General features: G+C 47.4%; 10 protein-coding genes, 8 tRNA genes and 3 rRNA genes. 3 read left to right on the top strand and 18 right to left on the bottom strand.

The genetic code is table 11. From position 1 onward, the window contains the following. Positions 1 to 5 precede the first annotated feature (5 nt). Together NSQ68_RS05025 and NSQ68_RS05020 are read right to left on the bottom strand one after the other, a co-directional pair. Positions 6 to 1,304, bottom strand: a complete 1,299-nt coding sequence (locus NSQ68_RS05025; protein WP_342428168.1) for an alpha-glucosidase/alpha-galactosidase — start codon at positions 1,302 to 1,304, stop codon at positions 6 to 8. Positions 1,305 to 1,439: 135 nt separating this feature from the next. Next, positions 1,440 to 5,465, bottom strand: coding sequence for a DUF5695 domain-containing protein (locus NSQ68_RS05020; protein WP_342428167.1), 4,026 nt, complete (start codon positions 5,463 to 5,465; stop codon positions 1,440 to 1,442). 735 nt (positions 5,466 to 6,200) lie between these two features. On the opposite strand from NSQ68_RS05020, the gene NSQ68_RS05015 reads away from it, so the two are divergent. Further along, complete coding sequence (locus tag NSQ68_RS05015) at positions 6,201 to 6,602, top strand: VOC family protein (RefSeq protein WP_342428166.1); 402 nt, start codon at positions 6,201 to 6,203, stop codon at positions 6,600 to 6,602. Between the two features lie 444 nt (positions 6,603 to 7,046). On the opposite strand, the gene NSQ68_RS05010 is transcribed toward NSQ68_RS05015, so the two are convergent. From NSQ68_RS05010 to NSQ68_RS04945, 14 genes are all read right to left on the bottom strand, one after another. Further along, positions 7,047 to 7,126, bottom strand: a tRNA-Leu gene (locus tag NSQ68_RS05010). A 12-nt stretch (positions 7,127 to 7,138) separates the two neighbouring features. Next, positions 7,139 to 7,215, bottom strand: a tRNA-Arg gene (locus NSQ68_RS05005). A 7-nt stretch (positions 7,216 to 7,222) separates the two neighbouring features. Next, a tRNA-Gly gene (locus tag NSQ68_RS05000) sits at positions 7,223 to 7,297 on the bottom strand. 10 nt (positions 7,298 to 7,307) lie between these two features. Continuing rightward, positions 7,308 to 7,388 (bottom strand) — tRNA-Leu (locus tag NSQ68_RS04995). 11 nt (positions 7,389 to 7,399) lie between these two features. Further along, positions 7,400 to 7,475: transfer RNA gene (locus NSQ68_RS04990), tRNA-Lys, on the bottom strand. A 5-nt stretch (positions 7,476 to 7,480) separates the two neighbouring features. After that, positions 7,481 to 7,567, bottom strand: a tRNA-Tyr gene (locus tag NSQ68_RS04985). A 4-nt stretch (positions 7,568 to 7,571) separates the two neighbouring features. Then, positions 7,572 to 7,647: transfer RNA gene (locus NSQ68_RS04980), tRNA-Thr, on the bottom strand. A 13-nt stretch (positions 7,648 to 7,660) separates the two neighbouring features. Further along, a tRNA-Asp gene (locus NSQ68_RS04975) sits at positions 7,661 to 7,734 on the bottom strand. A 70-nt stretch (positions 7,735 to 7,804) separates the two neighbouring features. After that, a 5S ribosomal RNA gene (gene rrf, locus NSQ68_RS04970) occupies positions 7,805 to 7,921 on the bottom strand. A 149-nt stretch (positions 7,922 to 8,070) separates the two neighbouring features. After that, positions 8,071 to 10,997, bottom strand: a 23S ribosomal RNA gene (locus tag NSQ68_RS04965). 418 nt (positions 10,998 to 11,415) lie between these two features. Further along, positions 11,416 to 12,971, bottom strand: a 16S ribosomal RNA gene (locus NSQ68_RS04960). The 16S, 23S and 5S rRNA genes sit together here with 8 tRNA genes alongside, the layout of an rRNA operon. A gap of 693 nt (positions 12,972 to 13,664) precedes the next feature. After that, a complete protein-coding gene (locus NSQ68_RS04955) occupies positions 13,665 to 13,865 on the bottom strand; it encodes a hypothetical protein (RefSeq protein ID WP_342428165.1) in 201 nt (66 codons plus the stop codon). 280 nt (positions 13,866 to 14,145) lie between these two features. After that, entirely contained in the window at positions 14,146 to 14,406 is a 261-nt protein-coding gene (locus NSQ68_RS04950; RefSeq protein ID WP_342429072.1) for an epoxide hydrolase N-terminal domain-containing protein, read from the bottom strand. Next, positions 14,370 to 14,495, bottom strand: a complete 126-nt coding sequence (locus NSQ68_RS04945) for an epoxide hydrolase N-terminal domain-containing protein (RefSeq protein WP_342428164.1) — start codon at positions 14,493 to 14,495, stop codon at positions 14,370 to 14,372. Before NSQ68_RS04945 ends, NSQ68_RS04950 begins: the two co-directional genes overlap by 37 nt. A gap of 157 nt (positions 14,496 to 14,652) precedes the next feature. Between NSQ68_RS04945 and NSQ68_RS04940 the strand changes: the two genes are divergently transcribed. Next, a complete protein-coding gene (locus NSQ68_RS04940; RefSeq protein WP_342428163.1) occupies positions 14,653 to 15,969 on the top strand; it encodes an erythromycin esterase family protein in 1,317 nt (438 codons plus the stop codon). A gap of 443 nt (positions 15,970 to 16,412) precedes the next feature. Here NSQ68_RS04940 and NSQ68_RS04935 read toward each other — a convergent pair whose 3' ends face one another. Further along, complete coding sequence (locus NSQ68_RS04935) at positions 16,413 to 17,165, bottom strand: alpha/beta hydrolase (RefSeq protein WP_342428162.1); 753 nt, start codon at positions 17,163 to 17,165, stop codon at positions 16,413 to 16,415. Between the two features lie 446 nt (positions 17,166 to 17,611). Then, positions 17,612 to 18,316 (bottom strand): TetR/AcrR family transcriptional regulator C-terminal domain-containing protein, encoded by a 705-nt coding sequence (locus tag NSQ68_RS04930; RefSeq protein WP_342428161.1) that lies wholly within the window; start codon positions 18,314 to 18,316, stop codon positions 17,612 to 17,614. Positions 18,317 to 18,453: 137 nt separating this feature from the next. Between NSQ68_RS04930 and NSQ68_RS04925 the strand changes: the two genes are divergently transcribed. After that, a complete protein-coding gene (locus NSQ68_RS04925; RefSeq protein WP_342428160.1) occupies positions 18,454 to 19,806 on the top strand; it encodes an MATE family efflux transporter in 1,353 nt (450 codons plus the stop codon). Positions 19,807 to 20,243: the final 437 nt, after the last annotated feature.

Below are 20,243 nucleotides of genomic sequence, written 5' to 3'. Positions count from 1 at the left end.
CTCCCTTACACATAGGCCGGAAGCCATGTCCCGTGCGCTGCAATGAGGTCATCGCACAGAGAAACGATATCATCCATAGATAGCTCTGCGGACGTGTGCGGGTCCAGCATAGCGGCGTGATAAATGTGCTCCTTTTTCCCGGTGATTGCAGCTTCAATCGTTAACAGTTGGGTATTAATATTCGTCCGGTTCAGCGCAGCGCATTGGGGTGGCAAATCCCCGACAAAGGTTGGCGTAACCCCATTACGATTCACCAGACAGGGTACCTCCACACAGGCTTCCTTCGGCAGATTGGTAATTAAGCCTGTGTTCATCACATTGCCACCAATGGCAAAAGGCTTATTCGTTTCGATCGCCTCAAATATATAAGAGGCATACTCGTTCGATCGTTCATGACGCAGATCCTGATTGCCCAAAAGCTCCTCACGCATCGTTTCCCATCGTGCAATCTGGCTCACACAACGGCGAGGGTATTCATCCAAAGGAATATTGAAGCGCTCAATCAGCTCAGGGTACGCCCGTTTGATAAAATACGGATGATATTCCGCATTATGCTCGGACGATTCCGTAATGTAATAGCCGAATTTTAGCATCATTTCAAAGCGCACCATATCGTGATGCTTTTCCTGCTGCTTGGCGGTAGCCCGTTTTTTAATCTCAGGATACAAATCCACACCGTCCTTGCTTACTTCGAGCAGCCACGCCATATGATTGATGCCTGCGATTTTTGCCTTTACCCCTTCCTGCTCCAGCCCGAGGCTTTTAAACAGCTCCGGTATACACGCCTGCACGCTATGACACAGCCCTACCGTACGGACACCTCCATAAACGTTCATCACATTCGTTAGTACTGCCATCGGATTCGTGTAGTTGAGAAACCATGCATCCGGGCACACCTCGCGCACATCTGCCGCAAAATCGAGCATCACCGGAATCGTGCGTAAATTGCGGAAAATACCGCCAATGCCGACCGTATCGGCAATCGTTTGGCGCAGGCCGTATTTTTTAGGAATTTCAAAATCCGTAATTGTACATGGATCATAACCGCCTACCTGGATGGCGTTTACCACATAGGTCGCCCCACGCAGTGCTTCTTTGCGGTCAGTGTAGGAGCGAATCACACAGGTGCTCCCTGTTGTTTTTTTCAAATTGGATAAAATATTCTCTGAATCTTTCAGCCTTACGGGGTCAATATCGAACAACGCCAGTTCAAAGCCCTGCAAAGCAGGCGTCAACATACAATCGCCAAGCACATTTTTAGCAAATACCGTACTGCCTGCACCCAGAAATGTAATCTTGCTCATACTTTGTCCCCCATTCACCTTTTTGTTCGCGGTTTTGCACCTCAAATGCAAGGATACCCACCGCCACTCTCCCCTTTTCAGGAGGAAAGTGACGATGGGAAAGATTAGTCATGACTATGCGTTGTTGCCGCCCATTCAGGATACCCCCGCTGATTTCGCGGAGCTGACAGGCCGATGCGGTAAGGCAAATGTTACCGGGGATGTCGTAGTTGGCGGGGTTACTGAATTCTCCGGGCTAACCGGGGTTACCGATGGAACCGCAGCCCCTGCCTCAATCACGGTTACCTTCGCAATTACCTTTAACTCTGTCCCTTCTACTTTGCCCTTCAATTCAAACGAACCTGGAGCAACATATTGTGCAGGGTCTATATCCTCCCATTCCACAGCCACCCATTTAGTAGAGCCTTCTCCATACGTAGCTTCTACTACGCTTGGCAGTTCGGGTTTTTCACCCGCACGAGTCGTCACGTTTACTTCTTTCAAAGCCGTGATTTTCTCGGCTCCCGTTAGGCTCTGTGCTGTACCGGAAGCCAAACCTGCCACCTCGTTTGCATTCAAGGCACGGCTGTAGATGCGGAACTCATCTACCAGACCATTGAAATAAGGATCAGGGTACTGAGATTTGCCGATAAAATTATTTTTGGTCTGTCCCAGACTGGTAGGATTCAGGGTCAAGTTGGTATTGCGTCCCACTTCTTTCCCATCCACGTACAAAATACCTGTGGAACCTGAAAGTGTGACCGTAACATGCTTCCATACGCCGGTCGGCAGTACAGGACCTTCAATCGTTTGCTCCTGTCCCTGCCCGTTGCCTTGATTGGTAATGGCAAACAGCATATTATTTCCTGCTTTAGGCGTCAGGAACATATATTCATTCGTCCCGGAGCCGAAGTCAAAAATCCGTACATAATCGCTCAGGCTGTTCGCTTTGACCCAGCCGGATACGGTCAATTGCTGTGTCCGACTGACAATACCCGCTGGAAGCTGTACATAGCTGTCCTTGCCATTCAGGCTGACAGCATTGCCTGTTTTACCCGCAGCCCATGCAGCCGTTCCCTTCACAGCAGCATCATTGCCACTGTCCGATGAATCCGCAACTACAGAACCGCTGGTTTCATCAAACTTGTAAACTGCAAGCTGTTCAAGTAACGGAGCCGCCGGTTCAGCTACCACCGTTACTTTAGCCTCCGCTGACAACTGAGAATCGCTGGCTGTCAGCTTGAACACATACGTTCCCGGCTCGGAAACGTCCACCTTCGTGCGAAGCGATGTTTTGCCGCTGAATGTGACCTTCGCGTCCTGTGGTCCTTCGACCAGACTCCACTCGCTCGTCACCTTTCCTTGCGGAAGCCCATCGTCCGTAGCCGTACCTTTCAGAATAATCTGATCCGGCAGCTTTACCTTCGAATCTTTGCCGGCATCCACGACAGGTGCTTTGTTCGGATCAGGTGTGGTTGGTGTCAGCTCTACCGTGTAGGAGGATGCTGTACCCATCTCCAATTTAAGCTTGTTGGAAGGCGCATACGCATTAAACTTCCCTTGTGATTGACCGCCTACTTTAACCATATACGTTCCTTTTTTCAAACCGTCAAATGTAACGTACGTGGAATGAGCTTGGCCCGGCGTTTGATTTTTCAGTTGAAGCCATACATAATCCTTGGAAGTTGCCAGCTTGGCTTCTGTATACTGATCCTTTTCCAGCTCGATATACATCTTTTCCGTGATCAGATTGATTCGCTTGAACAAACCGTCCAGCGGCTTGATCGTATACACGTTGCCACTTTTGCTCACCTCTGCACCGTAGCCCGTCAATCCAAAAATCGGATCAACCGCGATATCCGCGCTTAAGGTTTTAAGTGCACCGAACAATCCGAGATCAGCCTCACCGCTCATGCCGCGCCAGCCGTTAAAGAGCGGAACATTTTTACCGCCGCCAGTGCCGTTCGTGCCGTTATTGCCTTTTTCCGCTTGATACGTCCATGCGACCGCCCCGATGTTTTCAGGGTCCGAGCTGATTTGCCCGGAGTTAATCGCTCCGACATTGGCAATTTTAGCTGCATAGGACAGCCGTTGTTGTTCCTCACGGTGATTGTCCTCATGATGACGAATCCAGTCATCCATCGCATATCCAGCAAGCGAAGTCGTGTACTGGAAGTTAAACCAGTTCTCCCCGGTAATCGTCACCGGATCGGTGTAGTAGTACCATACAGGCATATGACCGCGTGCCGCACGGGTTTTGGCATTGATTTTACCCATCATTTCCAGGGCTTTACTTTGCTCGCCCTCTGTATCTATATTCTGTTTGGCTAACGTATATACAGCCTCTTCGCCTGTATTGTCATAGCTATATTCAGAACCGTAAGGATACTTTGTATTTTTAAAATTGTTATATTTACGATCCATTTTTTCCTTGAGATCATTCGCTTCATCATCATAGCCTTCATCATGAAGTGCCTGAATAATATCCGGTGTGGTCAGTTCGCCCATCAAACCTGTTTCCCAGTTGTACGCGACTGGCCCTTCATACAATGCTTTGAAAATGTTATACGCCCGCAGCAAATAGGTTTCCTTTGGATGCTTGTAAGTGACAAGATCTGGGTATTCCTTGGCAATCTTGTACATGCTGAAATACGTGTTGTATACGTGCGGATACGCATACCCTCGATAGGTTGGTGTATCGTTAGGCTCCGGCATCAGGAAATCATGAATTAAATAGTCCTCATGATGTCCGTTCATTAGATTCGTCCAGATCGCCGTCTCCAAATAATCGTCTACGGCCCGTACTTCTTTGGCGACTGGAGACAGTGTGTTTTTCTCAGCCAGGAACTGTCCATGGGTCAGACCCCAATCGTCTCCCCAGCCCCAATAGCCGTTGAAAATGTTGCGTTTGGATTTGGTATGCATCATCCAATCGTCAAACACCTTATCGCGCAGATCACCCGGCACATTCCATTGGGTTTTGTCGACCATAAATGTAGCATGCCGTTGCAGCGCCTGATCAATCGGCTCGATGGCATAAAATTGTAAAACCGTTTTGCTGCCATTGCCGTATTCTACCGTTATGAAATTCGGACCCAATTTAGTAAATTTCAATTCATAAATGTGGTGTCCTCCAGCCTTGCTATCCGTCTGCGGAATAACGGTTCCGTCTGGATAGGTTACTTTGCTGATCGCCTGCTTGGAGCGCAGGTCCACCTTCGCTTTTTGATTCGTAGGCACGATCATACCCGGTACGACTGTTGTATCCACCAAGTTTTCTTGGTACAACGTATCTTTTACATCATGCTCGTCCTTCACTGCCAGAAACTTGAAGCCATAGTTTTTGCTTTGACCGGGATTCAGGATCAGGCTTGTATTGGGCAAATACCCCCGATTGGTGGACTTAATCACATTGGAATGAATATAAAATACATTGAGTCCTTCCAGCCATTTACCTTCGTTGGCCGGATTCCAGGCCCATTTGCTGCCCGGATGCTCCTCATCCCGCCAGTGATCCTGATATTCAAAGCCCGCACCTGTTGTGGAATCAGGAATCAGTAGCAGGGAAGAACCAATGCCGCTGGGACGCCCAGCTGTGATATAGGAGCTGTTATTGCCGACAAAGGAATGCGTCACCACTCTAGTTTCGTAGATCGCATCACCGTTAGTCCACTGCTCATTAAAAGGCAGAGGCAAACCGAAATCGCCAATCTCCAATTTTTTTCCACTTGTATTTTGTACCTGTATATTCCACAACACCGAACCATTCGACTCTGCCGAATACGTTTCAATGACTTTAAAATTGCGTATGCCTTCTGCATTAGTAGAATTCTCGTACGTGACAGTGACACGGTTACCACTGGTTGTGATCTTACGTGCGTCTGCCGACTTATTCGTCCATGCCTTGGTCCAGCTACCTCCATCCAATCGGTACGTGAACATTAGCTCCCCTAGCCACTGATGATCTGCGGTGTTCTGCTCAGGTGTAACCGTTGCGTTCATCACATACTCGGTCGGGAAAGCATCTCCTTTGATACGTATGGATGAAATTTCTCCATGCTCGCCTGTCTGAATCGTCAGCTTGTCATTGGATAGTTCATGAGCCTCTGCCGTATGCGTCCCAAACAACACAGACGCTGTGGTTAAAAACAAAAATGCCGCCAATATTCCCTTAAGTTTCATCAACACGGCCTCCTTTTGGATCTCGGGGTCCTGATTTGTTTGTCAATTACTTGAAGTCTATTCATTTCGCCGCAACCTCCTTGGAAATGTAAGCGCTACAACTCTATTGTACAAATCCTTGTCCATTGGTAAAATCAACATTTTCAACCGATTTATATAGGATTTCAACCTAATTGTGGGGTGAGTTACGACAGTGAGTAGCGAGCGCTACGCGTGCAGATTGTTCTTCCGATCGCCGTTATCCCCAGATTTCTTCATTGGAATAGGAATTAATGGAGAAAATCCAGGGATAACGATCGCTTTGTCATCCGGTGTATAATAAGGATGTGAAGTGGGTTTAGAAGTATGGAGTAGATGCCCTAAGGAAATCTACTCCTCTTTTTCGTTTGCATCAATGTATTTATTAAGCTATCGTTTCCCGTTAGTTCAATGTTTTAATTCTACTTTAGTCAAAAAAATTCAATTTCAGTAATTATATGTTATGTGCTGAGAGTGCTTCTCCATAGGCAGGAATACAAAAAGCACTTCTACTTTGATACGAAATCCATTCTTGGCTAGGTCGATACCTTGACGGAGACAATGCTGGAGCAGACAAGTAAATAAGTTTACTAAGGAAACCGCAGAATGCATGACAGAAATATCATACCTTGCGGCTTCTTTTATAAGATTCGCTTCTACTGCCAGTAGTAGAGTATAGTAGAAGTAGTTGAAAATATATTCCAGGAGGCTACAGCCATGTCACAGGAGATCTGGATTAACCTGCCGGTCAAAGATGTTGAGAGGTCAACTGCCTTTTACAATGAGATTGGATTCCATGCGGTGAGCGTTGGTAACGAGAGAGCCAAACTTACCATAGGCCAAACAACGATTCTGCTATTCCCGGATGCGGCGTTTGAGAAATTTACGGGTTCAAAAACCGCAGATACTTCCCATACCGCAGAGGTGATATTCTCCATTAGCGCTGAAAGCAGAGAAGAAGTAGATGCCTTCACTCAAAAAGTAGAGCTTGCCGGAGGAAACATCTTTGGCAAGCCGAGTGAAATTGACGGCTGGATGTACGGCGCAGGATTTGCCGACCTGGACGGTCACCGCTGGAACCTGCTGTACATGGATGAGAGCAAAATGCCGAAACGCTAATATGAAAACGCCGATCACCTGCTTAAGGTCATCGGCGTTTTCCCCCCCCTGTAATCTCCTATCTGTAATTCAAATCGAAATCGTTGCTTAGAAGGAAAAATTCGTGGGTTAGCCGATACCAGAGTTAGGTTGCGGGGTGCAGGATGTGGGGCAATTTCTGATGAGATTTTCTGTCTGCATGCTGATATTGCTTTCAAGGACTGAACTGCGAGCTGAAACTTAAGTATTATGGAAGAGATAAGAAAATGAGAATTCTGGAAGTTGCCTGTGTATGTTAATAACGCAACGGAACGAAGGAGATTTCCTTGAGGGGTTTCTACTAGTTATCATGTCGATAGGGATAGTTCAAAAGTAAAAAAAGAAGAGATGGCATAAAAATAAGCTATCTCTCCTTTTTTATATAAAGCGGGTACTCTACCAAGCTGAGCTATATCCCGAAATAGATGCCGGTGAGAGGACTCGAACCTCCACGGTTTCCCTCACGATTTTGAGTCGCGCGCGTCTGCCAATTCCGCCACACCGGCTTATAAAGTTAATGGCGTCCCCTGAGAGATTCGAACTCCCGACCTTTTGATTCGTAGTCAAACGCTCTATCCAGCTGAGCTAAGGGGACTAATAAATGGAGCGGACGACGGGAATCGAACCCGCGACCCTCGCCTTGGCAAGGCGATGCTCTACCGCTGAGCCACGTCCGCAAAAACAAGATGCGCGTGGAGGGACTTGAACCCCCACGTCAATGACGCTAGATCCTAAGTCTAGTGCGTCTGCCAATTCCGCCACACGCGCATGTAATACAATGGTGAGCCATGAAGGACTCGAACCTTCGACACCCTGATTAAAAGTCAGGTGCTCTACCAACTGAGCTAATGGCTCATAAATGGCTGGAGATATAGGATTCGAACCAGCGAACTCGTGAGAGAACAGATTTACAGTCTGCTACGTTTGACCACTTCGCTAATTCTCCATGTGTGGTGCCGGCGAGAGGACTTGAACCCCCAACCTACTGATTACAAGTCAGTTGCTCTACCAGTTGAGCTACACCGGCATATTAAGTTAAATGGCAACCGATGGGATTCGAACCCGCGGTCTCCTGCGTGACAGGCAGGTGCTCTCCCAGCTGAGCTATAGCCCCATCTAAAAATTCAATTTTGTATGTATAATCAATAGCCTGATAGGCGAAAAAAAATCCCCATTAAGGGATTGCTTGGCGACGTCCTACTCTCCCAGGACCCTGCGGTCCAAGTACCATCGGCGCTGGAGGGCTTAACGGTCGTGTTCGGGATGGGTACGTGTGGAACCCCTCCGCTATCGCCACCAAACATGAATTTGCTACGCAAATTCTTCCGTATTGAAACTCGGTTCATCACAGCTGTGTGAATGAATTTCAATGCGTATTTCGTATGTATTTCTACATACCTTCAAGGTTACACCCTGAAAACTGGATCCGAAACTCATTTGCGTTTTATCTTAGGATAAGCCCTCGACCGATTAGTATTGGTCAGCTCCATGCATTACTGCACTTCCACCCCCAACCTATCTACCTCGTCGTCTTCAAGGGGTCTTACGAATTGGGAAATCTCATCTTGAGGGGGGCTTCACGCTTAGATGCTTTCAGCGCTTATCCCTTCCGTACATAGCTACCCAGCGGTGCTCCTGGCGGAACAACTGGTACACCAGCGGTACGTCCATCCCGGTCCTCTCGTACTAAGGACAGCTCCTCTCAAATTTCCTACGCCCACGACAGATAGGGACCGAACTGTCTCACGACGTTCTGAACCCAGCTCGCGTACCGCTTTAATGGGCGAACAGCCCAACCCTTGGGACCTACTTCAGCCCCAGGATGCGATGAGCCGACATCGAGGTGCCAAACCTCCCCGTCGATGTGGACTCTTGGGGGAGATAAGCCTGTTATCCCCAGGGTAGCTTTTATCCGTTGAGCGATGGCCCTTCCATGCGGTACCACCGGATCACTAAGCCCGACTTTCGTCCCTGCTCGACTTGTAGGTCTCGCAGTCAAGCTCCCTTCTGCCTTTGCACTCTTCGAATGATTTCCAACCATTCTGAGGGAACCTTGGGGCGCCTCCGTTACTCTTTAGGAGGCGACCGCCCCAGTCAAACTGCCCACCTGACACTGTCCTCGCACCGGTTCACGGTACCAAGTTAGAACCTAGATACGATCAGGGTGGTATCCCAAGGATGCCTCCCCTCAAGCTGGCGCTCAAGGCTCAACGGCTCCCACCTATCCTGTACAGATCGTACCCAAATTCAATATCAAGCTGCAGTAAAGCTCCATGGGGTCTTTCCGTCTTGTCGCGGGTAACCTGCATCTTCACAGGTATTAAAATTTCACCGGATCTCTCGTTGAGACAGCGCCCAAGTCGTTACGCCATTCGTGCGGGTCAGAATTTACCTGACAAGGAATTTCGCTACCTTAGGACCGTTATAGTTACGGCCGCCGTTTACTGGGGCTTCGGTTCATAGCTTCGCCCGAAGGCTTACCACTCCCCTTAACCTTCCAGCACCGGGCAGGCGTCAGCCCGTATACTTCGCCTTGCGGCTTCGCACAGACCTGTGTTTTTGCTAAACAGTCGCTTGGGCCTTTTCACTGCGGCCCCCTCGGGCTATTCACCCTACCGAGGCACCCCTTCTCCCGAAGTTACGGGGTCATTTTGCCGAGTTCCTTAACGAGAGTTCTTCCGCGCGCCTTAGAATTCTCTTCTCGCCTACCTGTGTCGGTTTGCGGTACGGGCACCTTCTCCTGGCTAGAGGCTTTTCTTGGCAGTCTGAGATCATGACCTTCGCTACTGTAATTTTCGCTCCCCATCACAGCCCAGCCTTAACGATGTGCGGATTTGCCTACACACCAGCCTCACTGCTTAGACGGACATCCATCAGTCCGCGTCACTACCCTACTGCGTCACCCCATTGCTCATAACGGATTACGGTGGTACAGGAATTTCGACCTGTTGTCCTTCGACTACGCCTATCGGCCTCGCCTTAGGTCCCGACTTACCCTGAGCGGACGAACCTTCCTCAGGAACCCTTAGGCTTTCGGCGGATCTGATTCTCACAGATCTTTTCGTTACTCATACCGGCATTCTCACTTGAATGCAGTCCAGCGCTCCTTACGGTACACCTTCAACCCGCATTCAACGCTCCCCTACCCCTGATGCAAAGCATCAAGCCATAGCTTCGGTGGTGTGTTTAGCCCCGTTACATTTTCGGCGCAGAGTCACTCGACCAGTGAGCTATTACGCACTCTTTCAATGGTGGCTGCTTCTAAGCCAACATCCTGGTTGTCTGTGCAACTCCACATCCTTTCCCACTTAACACACACTTGGGGACCTTAGCTGATGGTCTGGGCTGTTTCCCTTTCGACAATGGATCTTAGCACTCACTGTCTGACTCCCGGAACTAAATCTATGGCATTCGGAGTTTGACTGAGCTTGGTAACCCTTGCGGGCCCCGCACCCAATCAGTGCTCTACCTCCACGATTCTTCTTTCCGAGGCTAGCCCTAAAGCTATTTCGGGGAGAACCAGCTATCTCCGGGTTCGATTGGAATTTCTCCGCTACCCCCACCTCATCCCCGCATTTTTCAACATGCGTGGGTTCGGGCCTCCAGTGCGTGTTACCGCACCTTCACCCTGGACAGGGGTAGATCACCCGGTTTCGGGTCTACGTCCACGTACTCATTCGCCCTATTCAGACTCGCTTTCGCTGCGGCTTCAGCTCTTCACCTTAACCTTGCACGGGAACGTAACTCGCCGGTTCATTCTACAAAAGGCACGCCATCACCCATAGATCGGGCTCTGACTTCTTGTAAGCACACGGTTTCAGGATCTATTTCACTCCCCTTCCGGGGTGCTTTTCACCTTTCCCTCACGGTACTGCTTCACTATCGGTCGCCAGGGAGTATTTAGCCTTGGCAGATGGTCCTGCCGGATTCATACGGGGTTTCACGTGCCCCGCACTACTCGGGATCCGTCTCGGAGAGAACAAGTTTTGAACTACAGGGCTTTTACCTTCTCTGGCGGGCCTTTCCAGACCTCTTCATCTAACCGGTTCCTTTGTAACTCCATGTGAGACGTCCCACAACCCCAAGGAGCAAGCTCCTTGGTTTGGGCTAATCCGCGTTCGCTCGCCGCTACTGACGGAATCACTATTGTTTTCTCTTCCTCAGGGTACTTAGATGTTTCAGTTCCCCTGGTCTGCCTCTCACTCACCTATGAATTCAGTGAGTAGTGACTGTCGATGAAGACAGCCGGGTTTCCCCATTCGGACATCCCCGGATCAAAGCTTGCTTACAGCTCCCCGAGGCTTTATCGTTGTTCGCCACGTCCTTCGTCGGCTCCTGGCGCCTAGGCATCCTCCGTGTGCTCTTTGTAGCTTAACCTAGACTTTTCTTTCAAAGAAAGAAAATGTCGATGTTCGATAAAGAATGATTTTTGCCAAAGGCAAAAGATCTTTCCTTACCTGCTACCTTTATTTCACTTGTTTACACAAGATCAGCTTAAAGGAATATTCTAAAACGCAATTTCGTTTCGGTATCCAGTTTTCAAGGTGCACTATTCTTTCCGGCTTTAACCCCGGAAAAACATCTTATCAAATTCCTCAACACTTGAATACAAGTATATTTTGGAAATCAATATGCCTTTTTGAGAGTTTGAACTCTCAAAACTGAGCAACGAGTGAGTAAGTTCAGGATATTCATTTCATTCACACCAACGTGATGAACCGAATTGAATATCCGTTCGCAGGTACATGTACCTGCTGATTTGAATGTTTCCATTGCAGGAAACGATTCTCCATAGAAAGGAGGTGATCCAGCCGCACCTTCCGATACGGCTACCTTGTTACGACTTCACCCCAATCATCTACCCCACCTTCGGCGGCTGGCTCCCTTGCGGGTTACCCCACCGACTTCGGGTGTTGTAAACTCTCGTGGTGTGACGGGCGGTGTGTACAAGACCCGGGAACGTATTCACCGCGGCATGCTGATCCGCGATTACTAGCAATTCCGACTTCATGTAGGCGAGTTGCAGCCTACAATCCGAACTGAGACCGGCTTTTCTAGGATTGGCTCCACCTCGCGATTTCGCTTCCCGTTGTACCGGCCATTGTAGTACGTGTGTAGCCCAGGTCATAAGGGGCATGATGATTTGACGTCATCCCCACCTTCCTCCGGTTTGTCACCGGCAGTCTGCTTAGAGTGCCCAGCTTGACCTGCTGGCAACTAAGCATAAGGGTTGCGCTCGTTGCGGGACTTAACCCAACATCTCACGACACGAGCTGACGACAACCATGCACCACCTGTCTCCTCTGTCCCGAAGGAAAGGCCTATCTCTAGACCGGTCAGAGGGATGTCAAGACCTGGTAAGGTTCTTCGCGTTGCTTCGAATTAAACCACATACTCCACTGCTTGTGCGGGTCCCCGTCAATTCCTTTGAGTTTCAGTCTTGCGACCGTACTCCCCAGGCGGAATGCTTAATGTGTTAACTTCGGCACCAAGGGTATCGAAACCCCTAACACCTAGCATTCATCGTTTACGGCGTGGACTACCAGGGTATCTAATCCTGTTTGCTCCCCACGCTTTCGCGCCTCAGCGTCAGTTACAGCCCAGAGAGTCGCCTTCGCCACTGGTGTTCCTCCACATCTCTACGCATTTCACCGCTACACGTGGAATTCCACTCTCCTCTTCTGCACTCAAGCTCCCCAGTTTCCAGTGCGACCCGAAGTTGAGCCTCGGGATTAAACACCAGACTTAAAGAGCCGCCTGCGCGCGCTTTACGCCCAATAATTCCGGACAACGCTTGCCCCCTACGTATTACCGCGGCTGCTGGCACGTAGTTAGCCGGGGCTTTCTTCTCAGGTACCGTCACTCTTGTAGCAGTTACTCTACAAGACGTTCTTCCCTGGCAACAGAGCTTTACGATCCGAAAACCTTCATCACTCACGCGGCGTTGCTCCGTCAGGCTTTCGCCCATTGCGGAAGATTCCCTACTGCTGCCTCCCGTAGGAGTCTGGGCCGTGTCTCAGTCCCAGTGTGGCCGATCACCCTCTCAGGTCGGCTACGCATCGTCGCCTTGGTAGGCCTTTACCCCACCAACTAGCTAATGCGCCGCAGGCCCATCCACAAGTGACAGATTGCTCCGTCTTTCCTCCTTCGCCCATGCAGGTAAAGGATGTATCGGGTATTAGCTACCGTTTCCGGTAGTTATCCCTGTCTTGTGGGCAGGTTGCCTACGTGTTACTCACCCGTCCGCCGCTAGGTTACTTAGAAGCAAGCTTCTAAGTAACCCCGCTCGACTTGCATGTATTAGGCACGCCGCCAGCGTTCGTCCTGAGCCAGGATCAAACTCTCCATTAAAGACCAACCGAAGCTGGTTTATAGAAAGAGCGATAAGCTCATTTTGAAACTGACGAGATAAAATATCTCTTGTTTGCTTCCATTTCATACAGCCTGATGGCATGTATCAAAATTTCAGCGTTGGATTTTGTAAACAAAATCCCTACTCACTCGTTGTTCAGTTTTCAAAGATCAATCATTTCCGGCCATATCAACACCCGGACTAATAATATATCACACTTCGGCGATTCACGCTACTGGTAAATAATACCTCATAGGTGATCCTTTGAATTTTTATTTCCATCTAGCTATTATATCACAGCCTATCTTAGGGCCGGATATATAATATATCATTTAAGTTTGCTAATTACTATATGAAAATTTCACCAATTAATAAAGTTTTCGAATTTGTTTTTCCTCATTAAAGATACCGTGAATCTTTGACCAGATCTACTGCATCCAAAAAATGCTTTTGATGCATCCCCCTTTCAGTTCCAAAAAAGGGATCATTAATAATGAAACGTTCCAAAAAATTATCTATGCACATTTGGGAATGTGAAATAGACTAATTTAGAACCATTCCTATAAACATACAAAAAAGGATCGTCAGCATTTCTGCGACGATCCCTATTGTCAGTCCGTTAGTTGAAAACAGCAGTTAATCACGTTGGTCAATGCTTTCTTGGTTTTATTGAGCTATCGTTTCCCGTTAGTTCAATTACTTTTCGGTAATTGCTTGCTAGGTAACCTTTTGAAAATATCAAATATATCCATCACGGTTTCCTTAACGACTTCATCCCCACCAGTTCCATTTATAGCAGTATCGAGCCTTCCGTATATGATCAACAGCAGGCTTCTTGCTTCAGACTCGTCTAATTGGCTAAGTCTTTCTTTTACCTTCTCAATTTCTAACAATACAAGCGCCTCCTTAACTCGGTTTGTCCGGTTGCCGAAATGTCGTGTGCTATCGTTTCCCGTTAGCTTAAACCATATTCTCCATATATCTATTGAATAAGGCTAATGAGTATTCCTTTTGAGAGATCAAATTTTCTGTAATCTGTTTAATTACTTCTTTATCGCGTAGCTCCAGTAAATCTGGAATTAACAGATCCGTAGGTGCTATCCACTTCGAATCAATGATCTCAGTTGCATTTAACTGAAGAGAACCACCGATGATTTCACCAGTAATTTGTCATTAATTTAGCCCACATCTCGGAAACCTGATAATTGTTGACACCAGGATGGTCAGGAGAGCTAGAGAACGCAAAAGCAGGTAATGACCTTTGCCGCATTCATGAACAAAGTACACATCGATTCCATTGATGTTGCAGCGAAACTGCGAAAAACGGTTTAACTGAGATTCATGTTCACGCCAATCATATTTTTCCCGCCAATACGAAACAAGGGATTTTAAATAAGTTAAATCAGTACCTCGATCCCAGCCTGGTTTTCCAATTGATCCGGCCAGCGGATGTGGTGTAATCTTCTCTTTAAATCATCAAGGACTTCCTCTGCTATGTGAATATGAAAACGTTCAACGGACATTATATTTCTCCTCCTTTTTTGTGCACATCTTAATCAATTCAAATTTTGCCCCGACCAGACTTACCCTGGCTTATCACTAAGGGAGGCCTGTTTTGGGTTAATGAATGGACAATTCGGAAATAATCCACTCATACCGTCTAAAGGAGGGAACAAATGCATGAATTCTAATGATAATCTATCAGAGCAGGACGCATATTTAAAAGAGCTGAATGCCTTATTTATCCCATTGGACGGAATGAAGAATCTGGACAGCATGGTTAAGGCCATCGGAGATGCAGATATTGTGCTGCTTGGCGAGGCGAGCCATGGGACGTCTGATTTTTACCGAGTTCGGGCCGAACTTTCGAAGAAGCTAATTACAAGCAAGGGATTTAACATTATCGGCGTGGAAGGAGACTGGCCCTCTGCTTATCGGTTGAATCGGTATGTTAAAGGGATGGAGGGGGCCGATTCTTCGGCAGCCGATGCACTGGGTGATTTTACCCGCTGGCCGACCTGGATGTGGGCGAATACGGATATTCGTGATTTCGCGGAGTGGCTGAAGGAGTACAATGAGGTGAATCAAGGGGGCGGCAGTGACTGTCCCAAGGTTGGATTTTATGGCATCGATATGTACTCGTTATGGGAATCAATGGAGGCAATCATCGCTTATTTGGAGGAGACCAAGTCTCCCCAGCTGAAACAGGCCCGCAGGACATACGCCTGTTTTGATCCATATAGCAGAGACCATCAGACTTATGGCATTGCGGCAGGATTGCTCTCAGAGAGCTGTGAGAAAGAAGTGGTTGAGCTACTGAAGCAGATTCAGAGCCGGCGCATGGCGTATCCGGGAAGTGAGGAAGAGCTGAATGCGGAGGTGAACATGCTCGTCACTTCCAGCTCAGAGGCCTATTATCGTACGATGGTCCGGGGCGGCCCGCAGTCCTGGAATATACGGGACAGACATATGGTTGAATCACTGAAGCGAATCATGTCCTATTACGGCGCCTCGGCAAAAGCCATTGTCTGGGAGCATAATACGCATATCGTTGATGCGCGTGCAACGGATATGATGGCTGATGGCATGGTCAATGTGGGTCAGCTGCTGCGGGAGGATCCGGAACATCGTGTGTTTGCCGTTGGCTTCGGAACCTATCAGGGCGAGGTACTGGCCGGAAAAGCTTGGGGAGCTCCGGTTGAGAAAATGACCGTGCCGCCCGGACAGCCAGGAAGCTGGGAGTATTGCATGCACCGGGCGGGAGACGGCCGGAATGGCATGGTAATGCTCTCCGATGCATCTTCCATACTGCATACGGTCATTGGCCACCGTGCCATCGGTGTGGTATATGAGCCTGCTCACGAACGATTCGGCAATTACGTGCCTTCCAGCATGGCGGATCGTTATGATGCGTTTGTTCATCTCGACCGGACCACCGCCCTTCAGCCACTGCCTATCCTTCAACCGGTTGCAACGGATGCTTTGTTTTCAGAATAACAGCTCGCAAGAACAGTCTGTGAGATGCAGGATAGCTGGGTATAGTTTATCGTCAGGCTCCGGATAATAATTATAAGACTGGCTCCAATATAAAACAGCGGCAGGGTCGGACTTTGTTTTTATCAGTCTATTGAGCCTGCCGCTGTTTTATTGAGCTAACGTATCCCGTTAGTTCAATAAACACTTTCTGATTTTTGGTGGAAAGCGTTAATCTTCTTTTGATGGGCGATACGTCAATTCAACTGCTCCGAATGTAAGGTCTTGGTATAGACATGCTTAAGAGACATCGTGTTGATATTATCTGTAAACAAACGCTTTCCACTCACCCGCCGCTTCCAAGCACCAAGATGTTTCTTCCGGGTTGCTCTTTAAGTTTCAAAACTTCTTATCACCCATTATAATAATTTGAATCAAGAGATACCCAATCTATTCACGTATGGTTCTCACCTGTGACAAAACTGCCGGATGCTATTAGCTAGTTCCTCCGCATGAGTAAGGACAAGCATATGATCGGCCCCTTTGATTTCGGCAAACCTAATTGCAGGAACACGCTTGAAGTGCTCTGCGATATTGTACATATCCGGCCATTCTATGGTTCCTTGTATAAATAACGTACTCGCTGCAATTTTTTCTAAACGTTCAATCGAAGGTGGATCTGGCCAAAGGACCTCAAAGCTTCTCCACTCGGTGAATACCCTTGTCATGTAGTGATTATGCATTTCAGTCAAAAAACTCCGATGGGGGCTAGCCATCGTAGCCCGATAGATCGGTGCGGCTAAGGACAACTCTACAAGTTTTGAAATATCGGGAGCGGCCGCATTCACCGATGCCATATAATTGGTAAATTCTTGCGAATATGCAAATCCCGTTAATGAAGGGGCAATCACCACTAGTCGCTCAACCATAGAAGGATATGATAACGCAAAATCAGTCGCGACTTGCCCACCGATGGAATGACCAACAAGTGTGACAAGATCCAGTCCGAGATGTTCGAGAAGTTTGCGCAAATCCTCCACAAGTGAAGTCGGCTCTTGCATAGCAGGCGAGCGGCCGGTTCCTCGACCATCGAAGGTAATGATCTTGAATGATTTTGCCAGTTCAGGCACCATATATCTCCATACCCTTGAGTCAACACCTCCCGAGTGAATCATGACTATAGGGGCTCCATTCCCTTCGATTTCGTAAAAAAGTTCCACCTTGTCACCCTCCCCAATGTGGTAATATTTTCTTGATTACCATTTTAGTCATGACTGAATATACAGTCTATATTAAAAAAGATATCTACTATGAAATCACTTTGAATAACTGCCCTTTAGTTGAATAGCGGCGGATATCAAAAGCGAATTTACCGTTATTACGTGCTAAAAAAATCGGTGATAAAGTTCTCTTTTCTGTAATGTACTCCAGTACTAATTAATCTATCATTATTTTATATGACAATAACATCAACTTTATAAATGCTTCTTTTGGTTTTATGCTTAGTAACTGAGTTGAAGATACATATTTCCTGTCTTGATGACTAATACAAGTAAATCACGTTTACAAAGGACAAAAGACAGGCAGAAGATTATAAATTCAATAACAATTTAGGATAAACGTAACCTAATTGAAACCGCCCATCCAATAACCGGATGGCCGGTTTTTACATACTACTTTCCCGCTCCTTTATCACCTGCTCAACCCCCGACAGAATCAGCTTCAACCCGAACTCAAACGCTCCGTCGGTCCCCATCAGCTCGAACAGCCCATTCGTGAACATCCTCCGGAATAGTCCTGCTTCCGTCTCACTCATGGAGTCCAGAAGATGAATTATCTCTTCACCTGGAAGTGCTCCCTTATCCTTATCCTTATCCTTATCCTTAAGGATAGCGGAGACATTGCGCTCATGCTGATAATCGTCTAGGACGAAGTAGGAGACATAGTTCACAAGCGTAGTAATCACTTGCAATTTCTGCTCTTGCTCAAGCGGCGCCGATTCCACGCAGAGTAGCATACGATTGGTGAACCGGATGATGTCCGGTTCGTGGGGCAGCGTCATCATCATGAGCTGCGTGGAGCAAGGGTACCGATAAAGCACACTCCGCATCGTTACTGCAAGCCCCGTCAGCTGCTCCTTCCAGTCCCCCTCGGAATGAAACTCTTCCAGAATTACTTTCGATACCTGGTTGGCCAGACGCTGATAAAGATTCTGCTTGCTCTTGAAGTACCAGTACAAAGAGGGAGCCTGAATCCCCAGTCGGTCGGCTAATCGTCTCATACTGAATTTCTCGATCCCCTCCTCTCCAAGAAGCTCCCACGATGTTTCCAAAATCTTATCCTCCGAAATTTGAGGCTGTTTTTTTTTCATCGGTATCCGTCCTTTTATCTAACAGTGTAAGTTTTTGCTTTACAGGTTCATAAGTTCATGATAACATCTAACACTGTAAGGCACAAACTAACAGTGTTAGACTGAAGGCAAAATAAATAAAGAAAGTAGTGACCCACATGGATGCAGAAAACCTCCATTACTTTGAAAAAGCACCGGTTGCAAAAGCCGTAGCTCACTTCGCTGTACCGATGATGCCAGGTACGTCAATGAATGTCATCTATTCCATCTTAAATGCCTATTTCCTTGGTACACTGGGCAATACTGCTATGTTAACCGCACTCGCACTAACCTTGCCGTTATTCGCGATCATTATGGCACTAGGCAACTTGATAGGCATGGGTAGCGGCACATTCATCTCCCGTTTGCTGGGAGAGAAAAAATATGACGATGTGAAGCATGTATCTTCATTCGCCTTTTACAGCAGTTTAGTTCTCGGTCTTATCGTGATGACGGTCGGTCTCCCATTGATCGATCCAATCGTTCATAGCCTCGGGGCAACGCCTGACTCCTTTGGATTCACGAAGGACTATGTCACGATTATGCTTATTGGTTCACCATTCGTCGTATTATTCTTCACGTTAGAGAATATCGTGCGCTCCGAGGGTGCAGCAATCACATCGATGATCGGAATGATTCTCAGTGTTGTCGTGAATATTATTCTCGACGCGCTAGTCATCTTCGTCTTCCATTGGGGCGTGATCGGCGTTGCGTCTGCTACGGTCATCTCTAACTTAGTAGCTAGTGCATTTTACGCCTTCTATATGGGATATAAGAGCCAATTCTTAACTGCCTCCGTAAAATGGTTTAAAGCTACCACAGCTATTCTGAGCAATGTATTCAAAATCGGAGTTCCCGTCTTTGTTATGAGTATCTTCTTGGGTGCAATGTCGCTCATCTTTAACCATTTTCTTGTCGATTATGGGGATCAGGCCGTAGCGGCTTACGGAATTTCATCACGCCTATTGCAATTTCCTGAGTTTATTCTGATGGGCTTATGCGAGGGAGTTGTACCGTTGATTGCCTTCTCTTTTACAGCGAATAAATTACGCATGAAGCATACCATTGGATTTACAATCAAAGCTATTGTGGCGTTAGCAATCGTGTTTGGTGTTATCGTCTATCTGATTTCCGACCACTTAATTGGTTTATTTACGAGTGACCCTCAATTAATTGAAATGGGTAGCTACATTCTACATGTGACGTTCTTATCCTTATTCATTACAGGAATGACCTCGCTGTTTACCGGTATCTTTCAAGCAACAGCGCAAGGAACCGCTGCGTTTATTATGTCAGTTATTCAAGGAGTTGCTCTGATTCCTGTGTTGTATATTGCTAATCGAATGAACGGATTCCACGGGGTGGTCTGGTCGCTTGTCATTTCGGATGCCGTCGCGTTCCTTGTTGGTGCCATCATGCTGTATGTTCTGCGGACCAAATTGCAGCCGGATTTGGATAATTTAGTACAGTAGAAAACATATAACACGCAAGAAGGCAGGATAAGGACACTCCCCGATCCTGTCTTCTCGGTGGGGTAGAACTGTATTAACCTAAACTGCCCGTTAGTTGAGAAAACGACAGCCACTTTATCGCTGCCGTCTCCTCGTGTTTATTGAACTATCGTTTCCCATTAGTTGAATCAGTTACGACGCTTTTGATGTTGCGAAAGGAAGTAGTTGCAAATGATTTGAAGCAATCACTCTTAAAGATACAAGAGGCTTGTTGATGATGTAGCGATGGTAATTAGGCTTGCTCTAACTAACAGAACCAATACCTGATTTGTTTGATAGTATGAACGAATGCAGAGATACAACTGAATCTTTTACGTCCATTCATCTCTTATCCTAAAGAAAAAATGACCGGCGTTCGACCAGCCATTTTACTTTAAACTCTTATGACAACATTATTT

The organism is Paenibacillus sp. FSL L8-0158 (genome assembly GCF_038592965.1).
GTDB classification, from domain to species: domain Bacteria; phylum Bacillota; class Bacilli; order Paenibacillales; family Paenibacillaceae; genus Paenibacillus; species Paenibacillus polymyxa_D.
Note: the sequence above shows the minus strand (reverse complement) of the source record. Positions and strands in the feature narration are given on the sequence as shown.